This window comes from Clostridium pabulibutyricum (genome assembly GCF_058242705.1).
In genome coordinates this window covers 279,630-296,857 of the sequence record NZ_JBZAYZ010000001.1, presented here as the reverse complement: position 1 = coordinate 296,857, position 17,228 = coordinate 279,630, and the positions used below count along the sequence as shown (strand labels likewise).

The following is a 17,228-nucleotide window of genomic DNA, read 5'->3' as shown; positions in this document are numbered from 1 at the left end:
AATTCAAATGTAAATTTTTCTTATCTCTTCAAGGCTTGTAATTCCTTTCTCAACAAGATTCATGGAATTATTTTTCATTGTAGTGGTGTTCATGCTTGGGTTTTTCATGAAATTTACCTCGTAGGTCAATATTCTCCCTGAATATCCCGTATAATTGCATTTTGAACATCCCTTTGAAGAATAAGCCTCATACTCCTTTTTTCTACAGTCAGTACACAATTTTCTGACAAGCCTCTGCGATATTACTCCTATAAGTGCATCTTTTATAAAATATGAAGGTATTCCCATGCTTTCCAGTCTGAACACTGCCTCCTCGGCACTGCTTGTATGAATTGTACTTAATACAAAATGACCTGTTATAGCAGCCCTTACAGCTATATTTGCAGTCTCTGCATCTCTTATTTCACCAACCACTATTATATCTGGATCCTGGCGAAGAGTTGCCCTTAGGCCTGACGCAAAGCTCACTCCCGCTTTATTGTTTACATTTACCTGGCTTATGCCATCCATAGCATACTCTACAGGGTCTTCAATACTTACTATGTTTTTGCCTGTTTTATCAACGTTGTTTAAAATTGAATAAATTGTAGTTGACTTGCCGCTTCCAGTGGGACCGGCACACAGTAACATGCCGTTTTGTTTAGATGTCATGTACATTATTTTTTCTGCATCTTTTTTTAAAAATCCCAGTTTTTCAAGACTGCATATGTCCCTGTCCCTATAAAGTATTCTCATAACTATTTTTTCTCCATATATTGTAGGGAGCGTGGAAACTCTTATATCATATTTTTCATTGTTTCTCGAAAATCGTATTTTTCCATCCTGCGGTATTCTTCTTTCAGATATATCCATACCCGCCATTATTTTTATCCTTGTACATATAAATGGATATATTTTCTTCGGCATCTCCATAAACTTGAGAATTGTTCCATCTATTCTGAATCTTATATTCAAGTATCCTTCAAAGGGTTCTATATGAATATCACTTGCATTTTTAACTATAGCCATTTCCATTACATAATTTACAGTTTTTATAACCGGTGACTCTTTTAAGTCATCCTCTCCGGAATTGTCATCTTCCTCTATGGAAGTTTCTATGCTATTTATTGCAATGTCCAGTTTTCGCTTGTAATACATGTTATCTATAAAATCAAATATTTTTTGCTTTTGAGATTTAAAAAAAGCTACATTATGTTTTGTAACAAATTTCAATTTCTCAACAAGTTCAAAATCCGGCATGTTACTTACAGCTACATATAAGGTACGGTCGTCTCTCTTAAAGCCTACAAGACAATTCTCCCTTGCCATTTCCTCAGGTATCTCTCTAGACAAACTTGTATCGACCTCAATCTTCTCCAACTCTATTTCCTCCAACATCACACCTCCTTGACATAAATCATCTAGTTGAAATTATTGACAGAATACTGTTTTTTAAACAAAAACACCTCTCCATAAAACTTAAATTTTACGAAAAGGTGTTTCTTACTACTGAATTATTAAATTTTAAAGTTATATACTTCCATAAATTTTGTATTTTGCTTCATGATTGGAAAATAAACTTATAGTATCATCTTTTGTACTGTAAACAAATATGTCTCCTTTGCTCTCACCATTTCCACCTACAAAATAAACATGTCCATGATCATCATATGAAATTCCCGATTCTACACTTACCCATTCTGGAAAATCATATGTAATTCTCTTGAGCGCACTGTCTTTAGTAGAAAATTCATAAACAGCAGATACATTGTTCTTCTGGATTGCAGTAAAAAATACATCACCACTTTTTTTGTCTTTCGAATACGAATATATTTTTGATATGCCTTCATCGAGAAATCGTGATTTTTTCGTTTTTGAATCATAATAATAAAATGAAGTATTATCGCCAATACCTGACATGTACATGACATCTTCACCTATACTCACAAAATACATGCAGTATCCGTCGATGTTGTCAAAATAAGTTTTTTCAATCCCCGTTTCAGTATTATATTCATACATATTGCTGGAATTCACTTTTTTTTGATTTATACCATAATATAAAATTCTATTGTCATCCATCCAATCATACAGATTTCCCGAGACAATAACATTTGTTTTTAATTTTACGTACTTTTTTGCTTTCAAATCGTATACTTTCAAACCCTCGGCACTTTCAGGAAGACTTGAAGCATAAGTTCTAAATGCTATCTTATCACCTGAAGGACTCAACTTTATATCCGCTGCATAATAAAAATCATCCAGTTCTATTTTTGAATCACCATACAGTATTTCAATTCTGTTTTTTTTAGGTGAATTTTGACTGCTTTCCTTTTTAAGATATACATAAACTGATTTATCTTTGTTATACACAAGATCAAGTACTCCATCTGCTTTTCCATATTCACTTAGACCGCTTCCATAAAGCTTGTAGAACTTACCCTCACCGCTTGAATTCTCCATTACAGTAGTTTTTGAAAAATCAGGTACTGAAGATGCAACCACCTTCTTCTGCCTGTTACTGCATCCTGAAAACACGAAAGCCACAAAAATAATCATTGTAAAAAAGAAAGCCCTGAAAAAACGTTTCATGGTATTTGACATTCTCCCTCAAAAGAAATTACTGCAGGACCTGTCATAAAAATACCCTCATCTCTTATTTCAACCGATAACCTTCCTCCTGGAATTTCAACTCCAACTTTTTTTTCAACAAGTCCCAGTCTATTGGCTGCAACAACCGATGCACAGCATCCAGTACCACATGCAAGCGTTGCTCCCGCACCTTTCTCCCATGTTTTTACCTTGATATTTCTTCTGTCTGTAACTTCACAAAAATTTACATTTGTCCTCTCTGTAAAAATGTCATACTTTTCAATATCCGCCCCTTCACAAATATTATAATTGTCAAGTTTTCCAAAAACTACTGTATGTGTTACCCCCATAAACATCGATGTAATTTTATATTTCTTATTTTTTATTAAAATCTCCCTGTCTATTACTTCTTCATCAAAATCTGCGGGAATCCTGTCTGGTGAAAAAAACGGTTTTCCCATATCTATAGTTACACTTTCTACAACTCCGTCTTCAATGTTCAAAAATGCTCTTTTCACTCCATCACCTGTTTCTATATCTACAGGATTATCAAGAATCAAACCTTTCTCAAAAATATATTTTGCAAAGCATCTTATTCCATTTCCGCACATAGATGCATAGGAACCATCTGAATTTATTATTTCCATTTTTACAGGGGCAATTTTGCTGTTTTTGATAAAAAGAATACCATCTGCTCCTATTCCAAAATGTCTGTCGCACAGCTTTTTTGCCGTCTCTTTTTCTTTCCCTGTAAACTCATCGTCCCTGTCGTCAATTATTATGAAATCATTTCCCGTACCCTGAATCTTGGTAAACTTCATCTGTAGATTTCCACCTTCCTGAAAAGCATTATTTGATTTAAGTTTACTACGCGTATAACGTTTTATCAACAAATATAATCAAACTTTATTTTAAAATTTTAAAATGATATAATTTATGAATATACACAGTTACGAGAGGATTGATTAGATGGCTTTAGACGGTATTTTTATAACCAGCATAGTAGATGAATTAAATACTAAACTTCTATCTGGAAGAGTTGAAAAAATAAATCAACCTGAAAAGGATGAGATAGTTCTTTCAATAAAAAACAACAGAAAAAATTATAAACTTTCCATAAGCGCAAGTTCAGTTTATCCCAAAATACATATTACCAATATAAACAAGGTGAATCCACAAAAAGCACCCATGTTCTGCATGGTTCTTAGAAAACATATAAATTCAGGAAAACTCATAGGAATTCACCAGCTTGATACCGATAGAGTTATATTTTTAGACTTCGAAAGTTCTGATGAAATGGGCTTCAACAGCATATATACCATAATTGTAGAAATAATGGGGAGACACAGCAACATAACCCTTCTACGAAAAAGAGACAAAATCATAATGGACAGTATAAAGCATCTCACCCCTGAAGTTAATAGCGTGAGATCTATCTATCCTGGTATAGAATATAAACTTCCCCCATGCTCTCCCAAGCTTAATCCATTTTCATTCGATTTGGAGGATCTTGTTTTATTCATCAAAAACAATAATGTAAAATTCGACGAATCCATATTTTCAACATTATTTACAGGCGTAAGTCGAATATTTTCAAAACAATTATTTTTAAAATTCAGTGAAAAATTTAACATAAACGATTCAGATTTTAAAAAAAATCTGTTCAGTTTTTCAAACAATATTTTTAATGAGCTTAAGTTCAAAAATTTCCACTTCAGTTCCTATCTCAGGAATGGTTCTATAAAAGACTTTTATTGTTTTGACCTGTCATTAGTATATAATGAAGAATACAATACCTACGAATCTCCTTCAAAACTTCTTGAGGAATTTTACTTCGAAAAAGACAAAATTGACAGATTAAACAACAAAAGTTCAGATTTAATCAAGCTTATAAATATAAATCTTGAAAGGTGTATAAAAAAAGTAAAAATTTTAAACAAGAACTTGAAAGATGCTGGTAAAAAGGATAACTACAGAATTCTTGGTGAACTTCTGACCTCCAATATATATAATATAAAAAAAGGTGCTTCCAACATAAATGTTCAAAATTTTTATAGTCCAGAACTCGAATATGTAAATATAAACCTAGACCCCAATAAAACTCCATCGGAAAACATTCAGAGATATTTTAAAAAATACAATAAACTAAAAAAAACGGAACTTGCATCACATGAACAATTGAACCTGACAAATCAAGAACTGGACTATCTAACCTCAGTATTGTCAAACATAAAAAATGCAGATACCTATGAAGACATAGAGGATATTAAGAAAGAACTCATGGAAGAAGGCTACATAAAGTTCAAGAAATCATTCAAAAAAACTAAATCAAAACCTTCAAAACCAATGAAATTCATATCGGAAGACGGTATAGAAATATACGTCGGCAAAAATAATCTTCAAAATGACAATCTCACATTAAAATTTGCCGGAAAACACGATATATGGCTTCATACAAAAGAAATTCCCGGATCACATGTAATAATAAAAAATTCAGGAAATATTCCTGATACAACACTATATCAAGCTGCAAGACTTGCAGCATATTACAGCAAATCTCGCAATATGTCAAAAACAGCTGTAGACTATACCGAAATAAAAAATGTACATAAACCAAATGGTGCAAAACCGGGAATGGTTATATATTATACAAATAAAACCATCTACACAGTTCCAGGAATACCTGAAATAAAACAAATTCAATAAAATTCATTGTCAATGACTTGAATTTTGACATTATATAATTTATAATATATTAGAATTTATTTTCCTTTAAATGATCCGGAGAGATCAGCAAGGTAATTATATTATTTTAAAGATTGCTATGTTCTCCCTCAAGGAGAACATTTTATTTATGAGTTTTTATATCATGATAAAAAGGTGGTGATAATTTTGAAGTTAAAAGCACTCATACTTGACAAAAAATCTATAGAAAGAACTCTTACAAGAATATCTCATGAAATAATTGAAAAAAACAAAGGTGCAGAGGATATAATTCTTGTGGGTATAAAACGAAGAGGCTATCCAATTGCAGAAAGAATAGCAAATAATATAGAAAATATAGAAGGAATTAAATTAAAGGTTGAAAGTGTAGACATAAGCCTCTACAGGGATGACTTAAGCAGTATTTCAGACTCTCCGCTTATAAAAGATTCAAATCTAATTGATGTAAAAAATAAAAGAATCATACTTGTGGATGATGTAATTTACACCGGAAGAACTGTACGAGCTGCAATAGATGCCATAATCCATTGTGGAAGACCCGAGCTTATACAACTCGCCGTACTTATAGACAGGGGACACCGTGAACTTCCTATAAGGGCTGACTACGTAGGTAAAAACATACCTACATCAAAAAGTGAAATAATATCTGTAGAAATTTGTGAAATAGATGGAACTGATTCCGTCAAAATTTACGAAGACTAAAACTTTAAAATAGTCCCGAGAGACTAAAAGGAGCGTTTTTATTATATGAAAAATTTTATAGACGTAGAAGATAAACTACCAATACCCGTAACAATACCTCTCAGTTTGCAGCATCTCTTTGCAATGGTTGGTTCAACTATACTCGTACCAATACTTACCGGGATGAGTCCTTCAATAGCCCTGTTCTGCAGTGGAATTGGTACTTTGCTTTATATAATATGCACAAAGGCAAAATTACCTGCATATCTTGGGTCATCTTTTGCTTTCATAAGCCCCATACTTATAGCTTCAAAAAGTTATGGAACACCTTCAATGCTGTCAGGTGTAGTTGCTGCCGGTATCGTATATATAGTTGTATCCATGATAATAAGATGGTGTGGTGTAAACTGGCTAAACAGAGCACTTCCTCCTATAGTTGTAGGATCGATAGTAATTGTAATAGGTCTTGGACTTGCTGCAACTGCAATAAACTGGTCAGGACTAAATCCAGCTTATACAACAGACCAGATGCAGATTGTTCCAAGGTGGGCATGGATGTCCGTGGCTCTCCTAACCCTTATAGTTGGTATTATAGGAACTATGTTCTTTAAAGGATTTTTTGGTGTAATCCCAATACTTATAGCTATAATTGTAGGATATATATCTGCACTGGTTCTTGGAGTAGTACCAAAAGAAGCCATAAATTCAATACTCCACACAAGCATCTTCAGGCTTCCTGCATTTGTGTTCCCCAAGTTCAATGTAAATGCAATGCTATTAATGGCACCTATTTCATTTGTAACTCTGGCAGAACACATAGGTCACATATACGTAACAAACAACGTAGTCGGAAGAGATTTTACAAAGGTTCCAGGCTTGCACAGATCAATCCTCGGTGATGGAGTTGCTACAATATTTGCAGGTTTCGCAGGAGGACCCCCTACCACAACTTATGGTGAAAACATAGGTGTAATGGCAATAACAAAAGTTTACAGCGTGTGGGTAATAGGCGGCGCTGCTGTAATTGCAATAATACTGTCATTTATAGGACCCGTGGCTGCACTTATAGAAAATATGCCAATGCCTGTCATAGGAGGCGTCAGCATATTATTGTTCGGGATAATAGCATCTTCCGGCTTTAGAATATTTGTAGAAGACAAAATAGATTTCAGCAAAAACAGGAACTTGATACTTGCGTCTGTAATAATAGTAATAGGTATAGGCGGTGCTTCACTCAAATTTAATATTGCCGGTTCGCCAGTTGAAATATCAGGAGTTGCCCTTGCAACTATAATTGGTATAGTTTTAAATCTTATACTTCCTGAAAATAGTGCTTCCGAGCTTAAGGAAATGAAAGAAAACGACGCCTAGACCAGGAGGTTTTATATGAAAATTTATTCATGGAATGTAAATGGGCTGAGAGCAATATGCAAAAAGAATTTTTTTGAATGGATGGATGAAGAAAGTCCTGATATAGTCTGCATACAGGAAACCAAACTTCAAAATGAAACTCTTGAAAGTAAAATAAAGAATATAGACGGATATCACTCTTATTTCAGTTTTGCAGATAAAAAAGGATACAGCGGTGTCTGTGCATACACAAAATTAAAACCAATATCTGTAGGACATTCCATAGGTATTCCCGAGTTCGACATGGAAGGAAGATTTCTTATACTGGAATACGATTTTTTCACAATACTAAACATATACTTTCCAAACGGACAGATGAGCGAAGAACGTCTTAAATACAAGCTTAAATTCTATGATGCCGTGCTAAAATTTTGCAACCAGCTAGTATCCCGCGGCAAAAGACTCATAATATGCGGTGATTACAATACTGCTCACACCGAAATGGATATAAAAAATGCAAAAGCAAATTCCAAAAGATCAGGATTTTTGCCGGTAGAAAGAAACTGGATAGATAAATTCATAGAAAACAGCTATACAGACAGCTACAGGCATATAAATCCAGACAAGATAGAATATTCATGGTGGAGTTACAGATTCAAAGCACGTGAACGAAACGCCGGATGGAGGATAGATTATCATTTTGTGTCAAACAACCTTCTTCCATTTGTAAAAGACGCAAAAATACTCACTGATATAACAGGATCAGACCACTGCCCTGTTATGATTGAAATACAAAAGTAAAGAAACGACCTGAGTTTTAAGTTGCTCAGGTCGTTTCTTTACTTATAATACTTATAATTCTCTTGAAATACTCAGGTATATCGGATTCGAATTCAACATACCTGCCAGTGTCCGGATGTATAAAACCAAGTTTTCCTGCATGAAGAAGCTGTCCATTCAAATTGAACCTCTGCTTCCTATAACCATATACAGGATCTCCAACGAGCGGATGTCCAATATATGCCATATGAACCCTTATTTGATGTGTTCTTCCTGTTTCAAGTATGCACCTAAGAAGTGTATTACTTTTGAACCTTTTAATTACCCTGTAATGTGTGACAGCTTTTTTTCCACCCTTTACTACAGCCATTTTGATTTTCTCTTTTGGATGCCTTGCTATTGGCTCGTCTATCGTTCCTTCTTCATCTTTGACAATACCCTCTACAAGTGCCATATATTCGCGTGTCATGGAATGTTCCTTAAGCTGAAGTGAAAGTTTATTATGGGCATAGTCATTCTTTGCTACCACAAGTATACCTGAAGTATCTTTGTCTATTCTATGCACTATTCCCGGTCTTTCAATTCCATTTATGCCTGAAAGATCACCTTTACAGTGGTACAGAAGTGCATTCACAAGTGTTCCACTCCCTGCTCCAGGTGCAGGATGAACAACCATACCCTGCGGCTTATTTACAACTATCACATAGTGATCTTCATAAATTATGTCAAGCGGTATATCTTCAGCTTCTATATCCGGCTTCACAACGTCTCTCACAGATACACTTACGCAATCACCCTGCTTCAGCTTGTAATTGCTCTTTCTCTGTATTCCATTCACATTCACAAATCCATCGCCTATAAGTTTCTGCATATACGACCTTGACTTTTCCGAAAACTTCTCATGGAGAAAAACATCAAGCCTTTCCTCGGAATCCTGTTCAAATAAAAACTTTTTAATTTCCATATTTTTCATCCTTCAACAAACAAACTACAAGAAGCAAAGTTCCTGCCACCACCATAATATCCGCTACATTAAATATTGGGAAATAATAGGCATCTTTATAATGAACAGATATAAAATCAACTACATATCCATACTTTATTCTGTCTATCAAATTGCCAAGTGCTCCCCCCACTATAAATGACAGACTTACCTTTACAAACTTGTTTGGTTTATATTTTACAAGATATACTACTATGCAAACAAGTATAATAATAGTAAAGGCAGATAGAAATACTGTCTTTCCCTCAAGTATGCTAAAAGCAGCCCCTTTGTTCTCCACATAAAAAAAAGAAAAGAAGTTCTTTATAACCGTAATCTCCGAAGAGCCAGAAAGACTGTTTGATGCCCATAGTTTAGTTATTCTGTCAACAAGCAGTCCAACTGCTATTATAAGTATTGCCATCAACTACCTCCCGGCACAAAGCATATGTGAGATTATTTCAGTTGAATTTTTTATCGCAATAGGTGCAAATTTTTCATATTCCATATGTGCACCATTATTGGCATTATCCGAAATGGATCTTATGACTACAAATGGTACACTGTTTAAATAACAAACCTGAGCAATGCTTCCACCTTCCATCTCGCATGCAAGGGCATCAAACTTATCAAGAAGCCAGTTTATTTTTCCCGCACTTGAAACAAATTGATCACCTGTAACTATTCTTCCAACAAAACTATTTCTTTCTGAAAACTCCTCACACGCCTTCTTTGCAGCGTCAATCATTTCTGAATCGCACTTGAATTCATAAGTATCGAGCCTTGGTATCTGACCAAGCTTATCTCCAAAAGCAGTTGCATCCATATCATGTTGAACAAGATTGTCCGCAATTACTATATCCCCGGGGTAAACTTTTTTTCCAACTCCCCCGGCTATTCCAACATTTATTACCCTGTCAACTTTATAATCATCTATCAATATCTGCGCACAAACAGCAGCATTGACTTTTCCTATTCCACATACAACTGCAACTATGTTTTTATCGCTTATTCTTCCCGAATTGAATTCCATATTCGCTTTCTTTTTTACAGCTTCAACTTCCATTTTTGAAAGAAGCATGGCAAGTTCCTCATTCATAGCTGATATAATTCCAATTTTCATAAATATTCTCCTCCAATTTTATAAAACGTCTATAGATTCTTTAAGAGCCTTTACAATTTCATCCTTCTCAACATCTATTTTTATTTTGCATTTCCCTATATCCTCAAGGAGAACAAATCTTATATTTAAATCATTCTTCTTGTCATGGCCTATTGTACTTAAAAAAGAGTCATAATCGTTTATTTTATAAGTTACTGGAAGTTCCAGTCTTTCAAGAAGTTTCACAACAAAATCATATACATTCCCTGATATGTTGAATTTGTATTCCGAAAGCTTTATAGCTGCAAGACTCCCAAGAGCAACTGCTTCGCCGTGAGATATGTCAAAATTTGAAGATACCTCTATAGCATGACCTACAGTGTGTCCAAAATTAAGTATATTCCTAAGACCAGTATCTCTAAAATCCTGGGTTACTACATCTCTTTTTATACTGAGGCACTTTTCTATTATATATAAAAGTACTTCCTCATCTTTACTTATTATTTTTTCAAAATTTGAATCAATATAGTTCAAAAACTCTCTTGAGTCTATAAGTGCATATTTTATAAGTTCTCCAAGTCCATCTTTAAACTGTTTTCTGCTTAAGCTTTTAAGAAGCACCGGACATACATAAACAAACTTCGGATTAAAAAAGCTTCCTATAAGATTTTTTATGCCATTGTAATTAAATCCCACTTTTCCACCTATACAACTGTCAATTTGCGACAGCATAGTAGTAGGTACATTTATAAAACTTATTTCTCTCATATATGTTGAAGCGGCAAATCCTGCAACATCTCCTACTATTCCTCCTCCGAAACCTATGATAGTACTGTTTCTAGTTGCATTATTTTCAAGAAGGAAATCATATATCTTTTTTACTGTATCAAGACTTTTGTTTTTCTCTCCATGTTCCAAAACCCAAGTCTTACATTTGAATTTTTTCTCAATTTGATCTATAATATCGCCATAAATTGATGAAACTATGTCATCGGTAATAATAAATATATTTCCGCTGGATTTATATTCTTCTATAAAATAATACAAATTTTTTAATTCATTATCTATGTACACTTCATAACCCTTATCTCTCATATTTACCATTATCTTTTTCAAAATCACATCACTCCGATATAATAGAATTTTATAATACTGTATTAATAAAAATTCCACTCCTAAGAGTGGAATCACTATCCTTTTATAAAGAAATTTTTAATTTCCTCCAATTCACTGTCACTAGCCTTAAGTTCTCCCTCAATGCTATCTTCATGTGAAACTTCTCCATCTTCGCTTTCCTCATTTTGAGATATTATTTCAATTTCTTTTTCCTTTATAGGCATGTTTTCTTCCTTATTCAACTGCTGCTCTTCATTTTTTTCATAGCCTATATTATAATTCTTGACAAAATTTTTTTCCATGTCATCAAACATTTCAAGTTGAGATTCCATAAAGTTTCTATATCTGGTTCTAAACTTATTGAACTCCTGTTTTACTCTTTCAAATTCGTCATTTACCTGTATAACATCCCCATGAGCCTTGTCAATTACGCTTTTAGAAGTTTCATTTGCCTTTTTTATTATAAGCTCACTTTCTTTTTTAGCATTTTCCTTGGCCTGTTCCGAAGCATTCTGTGCAAGAAGAAGTGTATTTTGTATAGTGTTCTCCATTTTGCTATAATGGTCAAGCCTTTCCTCTATAGACTTAATCTTGTCCTTCAAATTTGTATTTTCCCTTAATATTTCTTCATAATCCGCCGAAATTTTATCCAAGAATTCATCTACATCATCAATATTATAGCCTCTAAGTGCCTTTTTAAATTCCTTGTTGGTTATGTCCATGGACGTTATTGCCATTTAATTTTCACCTCAAATTAAATAAATTTTTTCACAGTAAGTTTTATTCTACCCTTTGCCGTGGTGCCAGCTTCCTCTATAAGTTTAAACTTTCCATGTCCTCTTATAGTTAACGTAGAACTACAATTCATTATAGCATCTTTTTTGCAGCATTCAAAATAATTGACATTTACTTTTCCACTTTTTATAATCTGACATGCATGACTTCTTGACGTCTTTGACAATGCGCCTACAATACAATCAAGTCTCATTGAAGAAACAATTACCTCCTGCAATTTAAAATTACACTTTGGAACCTCATCTTTCCATGCATCTTCGATTTTAACAGTACAAGGCGTGTTGCCCACCTTTTTAAAATTAATTTCTATGTATTTGGTTATGTCTTTTAAACATGCAACATAACAGCTACCATCGTCATTTAAAATAAGATCTCCAAACTTTTCTCTTTTAATTCCTAAAGACATAAGTGAACCTAGATAGTCTCCATGATGCAATCTGAAAAATTTTGAACTTAACCTTATCTTGATTAAATCAATCGGATATTCTTTCATATCAATATTTTTGCCGAACGCTATAATTCTTCTTTCAGCATCTTCAAATATCCCATAGCTTGCAATTTTAACGCCTATTTCGTCCTGAATACCTTGAATCCTGGTCCATATATTAGGAGTATAAAATTCGCCTGTAAATACACTCTTTCCAATCCTGTCTGAAAGAATCATCCTGTCATACAGATTTGATATACTGGCTGTTTGTGGAATATCCAGTTTTTTTATAAATTCCCTCTTGCCCATCATATTACAATATATAAAATACCACTGCTCTAAGTATATCTATTATGACAAATGCGACTATAGGCGAAAAGTCAATCATAAGGCCTGGCATAATCCTCTCCTGAAGTTTTCTTCCCGGCTTCATAAGCGGATCCGTAAAAACATGCAGAACATCTACAAGGCCCCCTCTTCTACCAGGCATTATCCACGACAATACCACATCTGCCAATATGGCAAATTCCAGGAAACGAAACAACAAACTTAATGCAATTTTTAAAGTAGTACTTATCATATAGTCCTCCAATATGTTCTATTTCCAATTGAACAATCCTTTTCCTGAAAGTTCATTTTTAAGGTCATTGCTAACTTCAACACACGAAGGCGACAGTACATAAATCCCTCTTTCTATTTCTTCAAGTGCTCCACCAAGTGAATAACTCGATCCTCCCATAAAGTCAAGAAGCCTCTGTGCCACTTTATTTTCAAGTCCCGTAGTATTTACAACCACAATTTTTCTATTTTTGAGATCATCACATATATCTACCGCTTCTTCATAAGTAGTAGGCTTCACTATTCTAATTTTTGCAGAAATAGTAGTATGTATGCTTACAACCTTATTTTGTTTTCTTGAAGTTATTACTGGTTCAACATCCTGCAAATCATTTACAGCTCTGTCTGCCTTTAAACCTTCCGATTCTTCGATTTCATCGTCCATATCATCCTCAAGTCCAAGAAATCCCATCATTTTGTTTAATATTTTACCTGCCATTTCAAATACCCTCCTGTGTTTATAATTATTCTTTCCATTAGTAAAAAAATTATTATTTTTTAAGGGAATAATCCCTCTCGCCAAATATTCCTTCTCCAATTCTAACTAAATTTGAACCTTCCTCAACAGCTATTTTATAATCATGAGTCATTCCCATAGACAATACCTCCATGGTTATATTTTTAAAACTCCTCTTTTTGAGATCATTGAAAATTGAATTCATTTTCCTGAAATAGCCCCTGCAGCTTTCTTCATCGCCCTTTGGAATTACTGACATAAGTCCTTTGACCTTAACATTCCCACATCTTTCACATGCCTCCAGAAGGCCCTCAAGATCCCTGAGAAATATACCTGTCTTACTTTCTTCCTCTCCTATGTTTATCTGTATCAAAGTATCTGCTGACAATCCTTTTGACTTGTACTGCTTTTCTATCTCACCTAAAAGCCTAACACTGTCAAGTGAATGAATCAAGTAAACACTGCCAACAATATACTTGACCTTATTCCTCTGGAGATGTCCTATAAGATGCCACCTTATGTCCTTTGGAAGCTCCTGCTGCTTTTTTATGAGCTCCTGAACCTTGTTTTCTCCAAAATCACGAATTCCAAAAGAGTAAGCTTCCTTTATATAATCCACAGGCTTAGTCTTTGAAACTGCTAATAAAGTCACATTGCGTCCTAAATCTTTAGTTATGTCATACAGATTTTCTTTTATTGGCAATCTTCTCGTCTCCTTCACATTATAAGCCGCATTCAACCCAATTAAACATAAAAGTTTATTCTAAAATCTCATATACTTTATTAATATTCTTCATTAAATTGAAAAATCCTTCATTATTTTAGCTGAATTTAATAAAAAATAAATAATTTTATATTCATTTGCCCTCTTTCATAAACTTACTGCTATAATTTCCATCATATGCCGGTATCTTTAAATCATTATACCTTTTTACATTGACATTTATTTTTCTGTTTTTCATAATAGCAATATAACTCTCAGGTGATGTAATATAATTATACATGACTTCTTTATTCCCTATTGCAGTAATTATAAAAGGTGCCGCTACTTTAACCTGATTTATTCTCAAAAATGGACCACTGCAATAAATTTCAGTTCTATCTATTATTCTATGTCCGTTCACCGATAATGTCTCTGCTCCAGCATTATTCAAATCATTAATCACCTGAATAATGTCAGTATTATGTACTATCCTCATCTGGTATTCAAATGCATCCATTGAATCATTTGTAAATCCATCTGTTATATTTATTTCTATACCCTGACCATGAACCTGAACCTTTCCAAGTATCATCTTATCCTGTTCAAGTTCCCTGCTTATGTTTGTCTTGGTCTGTATCTGATTTTTATCATCATTTTGATACTTCTTGAGCTTTTCAGCATAATTATTATACTGTCCCATATATCCAAGTATTTCATTTCTCAACTTGTTTTTGTAGTTATAAGCCTCCTGATACTGCTGTGAATTTAGGAATACAGTCTTTTTTGATTTTCCATTATTCTTTGTGATGGCTATATTCGTAGATATAAGTATACCTATTATAAATGACGCTATAAGCAAAAATATATTGGCCTCATTATTCTTCATTTACTGCACCTCATTGTTTGCGAAGCCTTGCCTTTTGAATCAAAAGCCGTCTTATCATTGCAAAATTGTCAAATATCCTTCCACCAAAAACTATTACAGCAGCTAGATATATAGGTACGCCAAGTTTATCTCCAAGATAGGCAAGAGCAGCTGCAAGAACCGCATTTCCAAAAAAGCCGGATATAAATATATCAGCCTGAAAATTTTTAGACAGACTCGCCCTTATTGCACCGAAAACCGAATCCAGACATGCAAGAATGGCCACGGACATATAAGGTGAAAATTTATCCGGAATATTGACATTCCAGATTACACCTACTATTATTCCCAATACAAGACCTACAAAACCTACCATTTATATACACTCTCCTAAAATTAATCTTTAACCGGCTTAGCATATTGAAACTTATACGTTTTATTATACTTTTTAATATGTATGTTATCTTTTTTTTCAAATTTTACATCTGCTATATTTTTAAAATCCGAAAAAACCTCCGGGAAACTCATATCCTTGTAAAGAAGTTCTTTGTCACCTATTGCCTGAATTACTATTCTGCTGGAAGGTGAAATTTTTTCATCATCATTTACAAGTATGTAATTTCCTGCAGTTCTTATGCCTGTATCAGATACAATTCTTATATCATTTATGGATATTGCCTCCGCCCCTGCAAATCTAAGTTCATTTACAATATACACAAGGTGTTTATCCGTTATTGTATCTGATATGCCCCCCGTTATATTATTTCCAAACATCTTGCTGTTTGGAGTAATATATATCACTACTCCAGGACCATCAACACTGGTTTCTCCGGTAAGTATCCTGCTGTCCTGCAGCTCGTCGAGAAGGTTTTTTGTGGATTCACTTTTGCTTGCTGCAGAATCCTCGTAAGCCTTGACCTTATTTTGAAGGTCATTGACCTTTGATTCCATTTTTTCTTTTTCTTTCTTGTACCTATCAATATCCGCCGTCAGATCACTATTGTCACTTCCTATAATATTAACGGCATTGCCTTGATTTGTTAATATTTTAAATTGATAAGCAAGCATAAAACCCAATATCATACATACAATAAATATACTTACACTTGAACCCAACTTACGCATATTATAAACCTCCTACTTGCCTACAGTGGAAAATACAGGATTACCCTTGAACCTGACATCCACATATCCCTTTTTATCTGCAAGATTTTGCTGTTTTATTATATTCAGTGATTTATTGAGTTTACCTCTCATATCATCTGTACTTCCCAATTTTATAGCCATATTATTTACATACGCCTTTATATCAATCAAGCTTGAAACGTCCACAGACTTAATTCCAAAATAAACATTGCTCTGTGATATCAAACTTCCTATAGTTTTTAAAGTATCAATTTTTCGCGTGTTTTTGTCCTTTATTTCATTTCCAATTTCACATCCCGATACATTAACTCCTTTTATTTCTACAAGATTCATATTTTTAATGGATGCTTTCTTTTCAAGAAGAACTCCGTTACTGTCTATTATATAAAACTTAGAATCATACTCAACATAGTATACTGCATTTCTTTCAACTACGTTTATGACTATAGTGGACGGCAATTTTCTTTTTATCGACACGTTTCCTATATATGGATTCTCAAGTATATTCTTTTTCGCCTCATATAAATTGATATAAAAAATGTTGTTACCTTTATATATTTTTGAGGAAGTCTTAACTTCGCTGTTTTTAATACTTTTGTTTCCGAAAACCTCAACATTTTTTATAGCAAAATAAGGAAGCTTTACAGCCAATATGCAAAGCACCGCCAAAAGAAATATAAATAAAATCATTCCATTTTTAATCCTTATTTTTTTTCTTCTGGTAATTATCAGTTCATTATCTGTATTGTTTGAATTTCTACTCATGTTCACACCAACTTGTAATAATTTACTTATATCTTACATCATATATATTAACACTTAATAAAACTAATTTCATTAAAATTAATATTAATTTTATAAACAGTTTATAAAAAATTTATAAAGGACCCGAGACGTGTATAAAATGCACA

20 protein-coding genes are annotated in these 17,228 nt (G+C 33.5%); 4 read left to right on the top strand and 16 right to left on the bottom strand.

Annotated features, from left to right (window positions below):
- Positions 1–3 precede the first annotated feature (3 nt).
- From AC4CVH_RS01455 to dapF, 3 genes are all read right to left on the bottom strand, one after another.
- Complete coding sequence (locus AC4CVH_RS01455; RefSeq protein WP_490785936.1) at positions 4–1,359, bottom strand: GspE/PulE family protein; 1,356 nt, start codon at positions 1,357–1,359, stop codon at positions 4–6.
- A gap of 150 nt (positions 1,360–1,509) precedes the next feature.
- Positions 1,510–2,571: a hypothetical protein gene (locus AC4CVH_RS01450; RefSeq protein ID WP_490785935.1), complete on the bottom strand. Its 1,062-nt coding sequence runs from the start codon at positions 2,569–2,571 to the stop codon at positions 1,510–1,512.
- Positions 2,568–3,392 (bottom strand): diaminopimelate epimerase, encoded by an 825-nt coding sequence (gene dapF, locus AC4CVH_RS01445; protein WP_490785934.1) that lies wholly within the window; start codon positions 3,390–3,392, stop codon positions 2,568–2,570. The genes AC4CVH_RS01450 and dapF overlap by 4 nt, the downstream gene beginning before the upstream one ends.
- 148 nt (positions 3,393–3,540) lie before the next feature.
- Between dapF and AC4CVH_RS01440 the strand changes: the two genes are divergently transcribed.
- From AC4CVH_RS01440 to AC4CVH_RS01425, 4 genes are all read left to right on the top strand, one after another.
- On the top strand, positions 3,541–5,277 hold the full coding sequence (locus AC4CVH_RS01440) for an Rqc2 family fibronectin-binding protein (protein WP_490785933.1): 1,737 nt from the start codon (positions 3,541–3,543) through the stop codon (positions 5,275–5,277).
- Between the two features lie 186 nt (positions 5,278–5,463).
- Positions 5,464–5,997 carry a bifunctional pyr operon transcriptional regulator/uracil phosphoribosyltransferase PyrR gene (gene pyrR, locus AC4CVH_RS01435; protein WP_490785932.1) on the top strand — a complete coding sequence of 178 codons (534 nt, stop codon included), beginning with the start codon at positions 5,464–5,466 and terminating at the stop codon, positions 5,995–5,997.
- Positions 5,998–6,042: 45 nt separating this feature from the next.
- Positions 6,043–7,347, top strand: coding sequence for a uracil permease (gene uraA / locus AC4CVH_RS01430; protein WP_490785931.1), 1,305 nt, complete (start codon positions 6,043–6,045; stop codon positions 7,345–7,347).
- A 15-nt stretch (positions 7,348–7,362) separates the two neighbouring features.
- Positions 7,363–8,127 carry an exodeoxyribonuclease III gene (locus tag AC4CVH_RS01425; RefSeq protein WP_490785930.1) on the top strand — a complete coding sequence of 255 codons (765 nt, stop codon included), beginning with the start codon at positions 7,363–7,365 and terminating at the stop codon, positions 8,125–8,127.
- 25 nt (positions 8,128–8,152) lie between these two features.
- Here the strand turns inward: AC4CVH_RS01425 and AC4CVH_RS01420 are convergent, their stop codons facing one another.
- The 13 genes from AC4CVH_RS01420 to AC4CVH_RS01360 form a co-directional block, all read right to left on the bottom strand.
- Positions 8,153–9,070, bottom strand: a complete 918-nt coding sequence (locus tag AC4CVH_RS01420) for an RluA family pseudouridine synthase (RefSeq protein ID WP_490785929.1) — start codon at positions 9,068–9,070, stop codon at positions 8,153–8,155.
- Positions 9,060–9,512, bottom strand: a complete 453-nt coding sequence (gene lspA, locus AC4CVH_RS01415; protein ID WP_490785928.1) for a signal peptidase II — start codon at positions 9,510–9,512, stop codon at positions 9,060–9,062. The genes AC4CVH_RS01420 and lspA overlap by 11 nt, the downstream gene beginning before the upstream one ends.
- Before the next feature lie 3 nt (positions 9,513–9,515).
- Positions 9,516–10,211: a 5'-methylthioadenosine/adenosylhomocysteine nucleosidase gene (locus tag AC4CVH_RS01410; RefSeq protein ID WP_490785927.1), complete on the bottom strand. Its 696-nt coding sequence runs from the start codon at positions 10,209–10,211 to the stop codon at positions 9,516–9,518.
- An 18-nt stretch (positions 10,212–10,229) separates the two neighbouring features.
- Entirely contained in the window at positions 10,230–11,312 is a 1,083-nt protein-coding gene (gene aroB / locus AC4CVH_RS01405; protein WP_490785926.1) for a 3-dehydroquinate synthase, read from the bottom strand.
- 68 nt (positions 11,313–11,380) lie between these two features.
- Positions 11,381–12,043 carry a DivIVA domain-containing protein gene (locus tag AC4CVH_RS01400; RefSeq protein WP_490785925.1) on the bottom strand — a complete coding sequence of 221 codons (663 nt, stop codon included), beginning with the start codon at positions 12,041–12,043 and terminating at the stop codon, positions 11,381–11,383.
- A 17-nt stretch (positions 12,044–12,060) separates the two neighbouring features.
- Positions 12,061–12,840, bottom strand: a complete 780-nt coding sequence (locus AC4CVH_RS01395) for a YlmH family RNA-binding protein (protein WP_490785924.1) — start codon at positions 12,838–12,840, stop codon at positions 12,061–12,063.
- A gap of 1 nt (position 12,841) precedes the next feature.
- The gene (locus AC4CVH_RS01390) at positions 12,842–13,108 is read right to left on the bottom strand and encodes a YggT family protein (protein ID WP_490785923.1); all 267 of its coding nucleotides are present in this window, start codon (positions 13,106–13,108) and stop codon (positions 12,842–12,844) included.
- Between the two features lie 18 nt (positions 13,109–13,126).
- Entirely contained in the window at positions 13,127–13,585 is a 459-nt protein-coding gene (locus AC4CVH_RS01385; RefSeq protein ID WP_490785922.1) for a cell division protein SepF, read from the bottom strand.
- A gap of 52 nt (positions 13,586–13,637) precedes the next feature.
- On the bottom strand, positions 13,638–14,306 hold the full coding sequence (locus tag AC4CVH_RS01380) for a YggS family pyridoxal phosphate-dependent enzyme (RefSeq protein ID WP_490785921.1): 669 nt from the start codon (positions 14,304–14,306) through the stop codon (positions 13,638–13,640).
- A gap of 154 nt (positions 14,307–14,460) precedes the next feature.
- Positions 14,461–15,192, bottom strand: coding sequence for a DUF881 domain-containing protein (locus tag AC4CVH_RS01375; protein ID WP_490785920.1), 732 nt, complete (start codon positions 15,190–15,192; stop codon positions 14,461–14,463).
- Positions 15,193–15,202: 10 nt separating this feature from the next.
- Entirely contained in the window at positions 15,203–15,547 is a 345-nt protein-coding gene (locus AC4CVH_RS01370; RefSeq protein WP_490785919.1) for a small basic family protein, read from the bottom strand.
- A 20-nt stretch (positions 15,548–15,567) separates the two neighbouring features.
- Positions 15,568–16,296, bottom strand: a complete 729-nt coding sequence (locus tag AC4CVH_RS01365; protein ID WP_490785918.1) for a DUF881 domain-containing protein — start codon at positions 16,294–16,296, stop codon at positions 15,568–15,570.
- 12 nt (positions 16,297–16,308) lie between these two features.
- Complete coding sequence (locus AC4CVH_RS01360) at positions 16,309–17,082, bottom strand: cell division protein FtsQ/DivIB (protein ID WP_490785917.1); 774 nt, start codon at positions 17,080–17,082, stop codon at positions 16,309–16,311.
- Positions 17,083–17,228 lie beyond the last annotated feature (146 nt).

Coding starts and splice junctions, on each gene's coding strand:
- AC4CVH_RS01450 (WP_490785935.1), bottom strand. CDS start 2,571: ATGAAACGTTTTTTCAGGGCTTTCTTTTTTACAATGATTATTTTTGTG.
- uraA (WP_490785931.1), top strand. CDS start 6,043: ATGAAAAATTTTATAGACGTAGAAGATAAACTACCAATACCCGTAACA.
- AC4CVH_RS01360 (WP_490785917.1), bottom strand. CDS start 17,082: ATGAGTAGAAATTCAAACAATACAGATAATGAACTGATAATTACCAGA.
- AC4CVH_RS01410 (WP_490785927.1), bottom strand. CDS start 10,211: ATGAAAATTGGAATTATATCAGCTATGAATGAGGAACTTGCCATGCTT.
- AC4CVH_RS01400 (WP_490785925.1), bottom strand. CDS start 12,043: ATGGCAATAACGTCCATGGACATAACCAACAAGGAATTTAAAAAGGCA.
- AC4CVH_RS01390 (WP_490785923.1), bottom strand. CDS start 13,108: ATGATAAGTACTACTTTAAAAATTGCATTAAGTTTGTTGTTTCGTTTC.
- AC4CVH_RS01425 (WP_490785930.1), top strand. CDS start 7,363: ATGAAAATTTATTCATGGAATGTAAATGGGCTGAGAGCAATATGCAAA.
- AC4CVH_RS01375 (WP_490785920.1), bottom strand. CDS start 15,192: ATGAAGAATAATGAGGCCAATATATTTTTGCTTATAGCGTCATTTATA.
- AC4CVH_RS01440 (WP_490785933.1), top strand. CDS start 3,541: ATGGCTTTAGACGGTATTTTTATAACCAGCATAGTAGATGAATTAAAT.
- AC4CVH_RS01385 (WP_490785922.1), bottom strand. CDS start 13,585: ATGGCAGGTAAAATATTAAACAAAATGATGGGATTTCTTGGACTTGAG.
- dapF (WP_490785934.1), bottom strand. CDS start 3,392: ATGAAGTTTACCAAGATTCAGGGTACGGGAAATGATTTCATAATAATT.
- AC4CVH_RS01395 (WP_490785924.1), bottom strand. CDS start 12,840: ATGATGGGCAAGAGGGAATTTATAAAAAAACTGGATATTCCACAAACA.
- AC4CVH_RS01365 (WP_490785918.1), bottom strand. CDS start 16,296: ATGCGTAAGTTGGGTTCAAGTGTAAGTATATTTATTGTATGTATGATA.
- AC4CVH_RS01370 (WP_490785919.1), bottom strand. CDS start 15,547: ATGGTAGGTTTTGTAGGTCTTGTATTGGGAATAATAGTAGGTGTAATC.
- AC4CVH_RS01420 (WP_490785929.1), bottom strand. CDS start 9,070: ATGGAAATTAAAAAGTTTTTATTTGAACAGGATTCCGAGGAAAGGCTT.
- lspA (WP_490785928.1), bottom strand. CDS start 9,512: ATGGCAATACTTATAATAGCAGTTGGACTGCTTGTTGACAGAATAACT.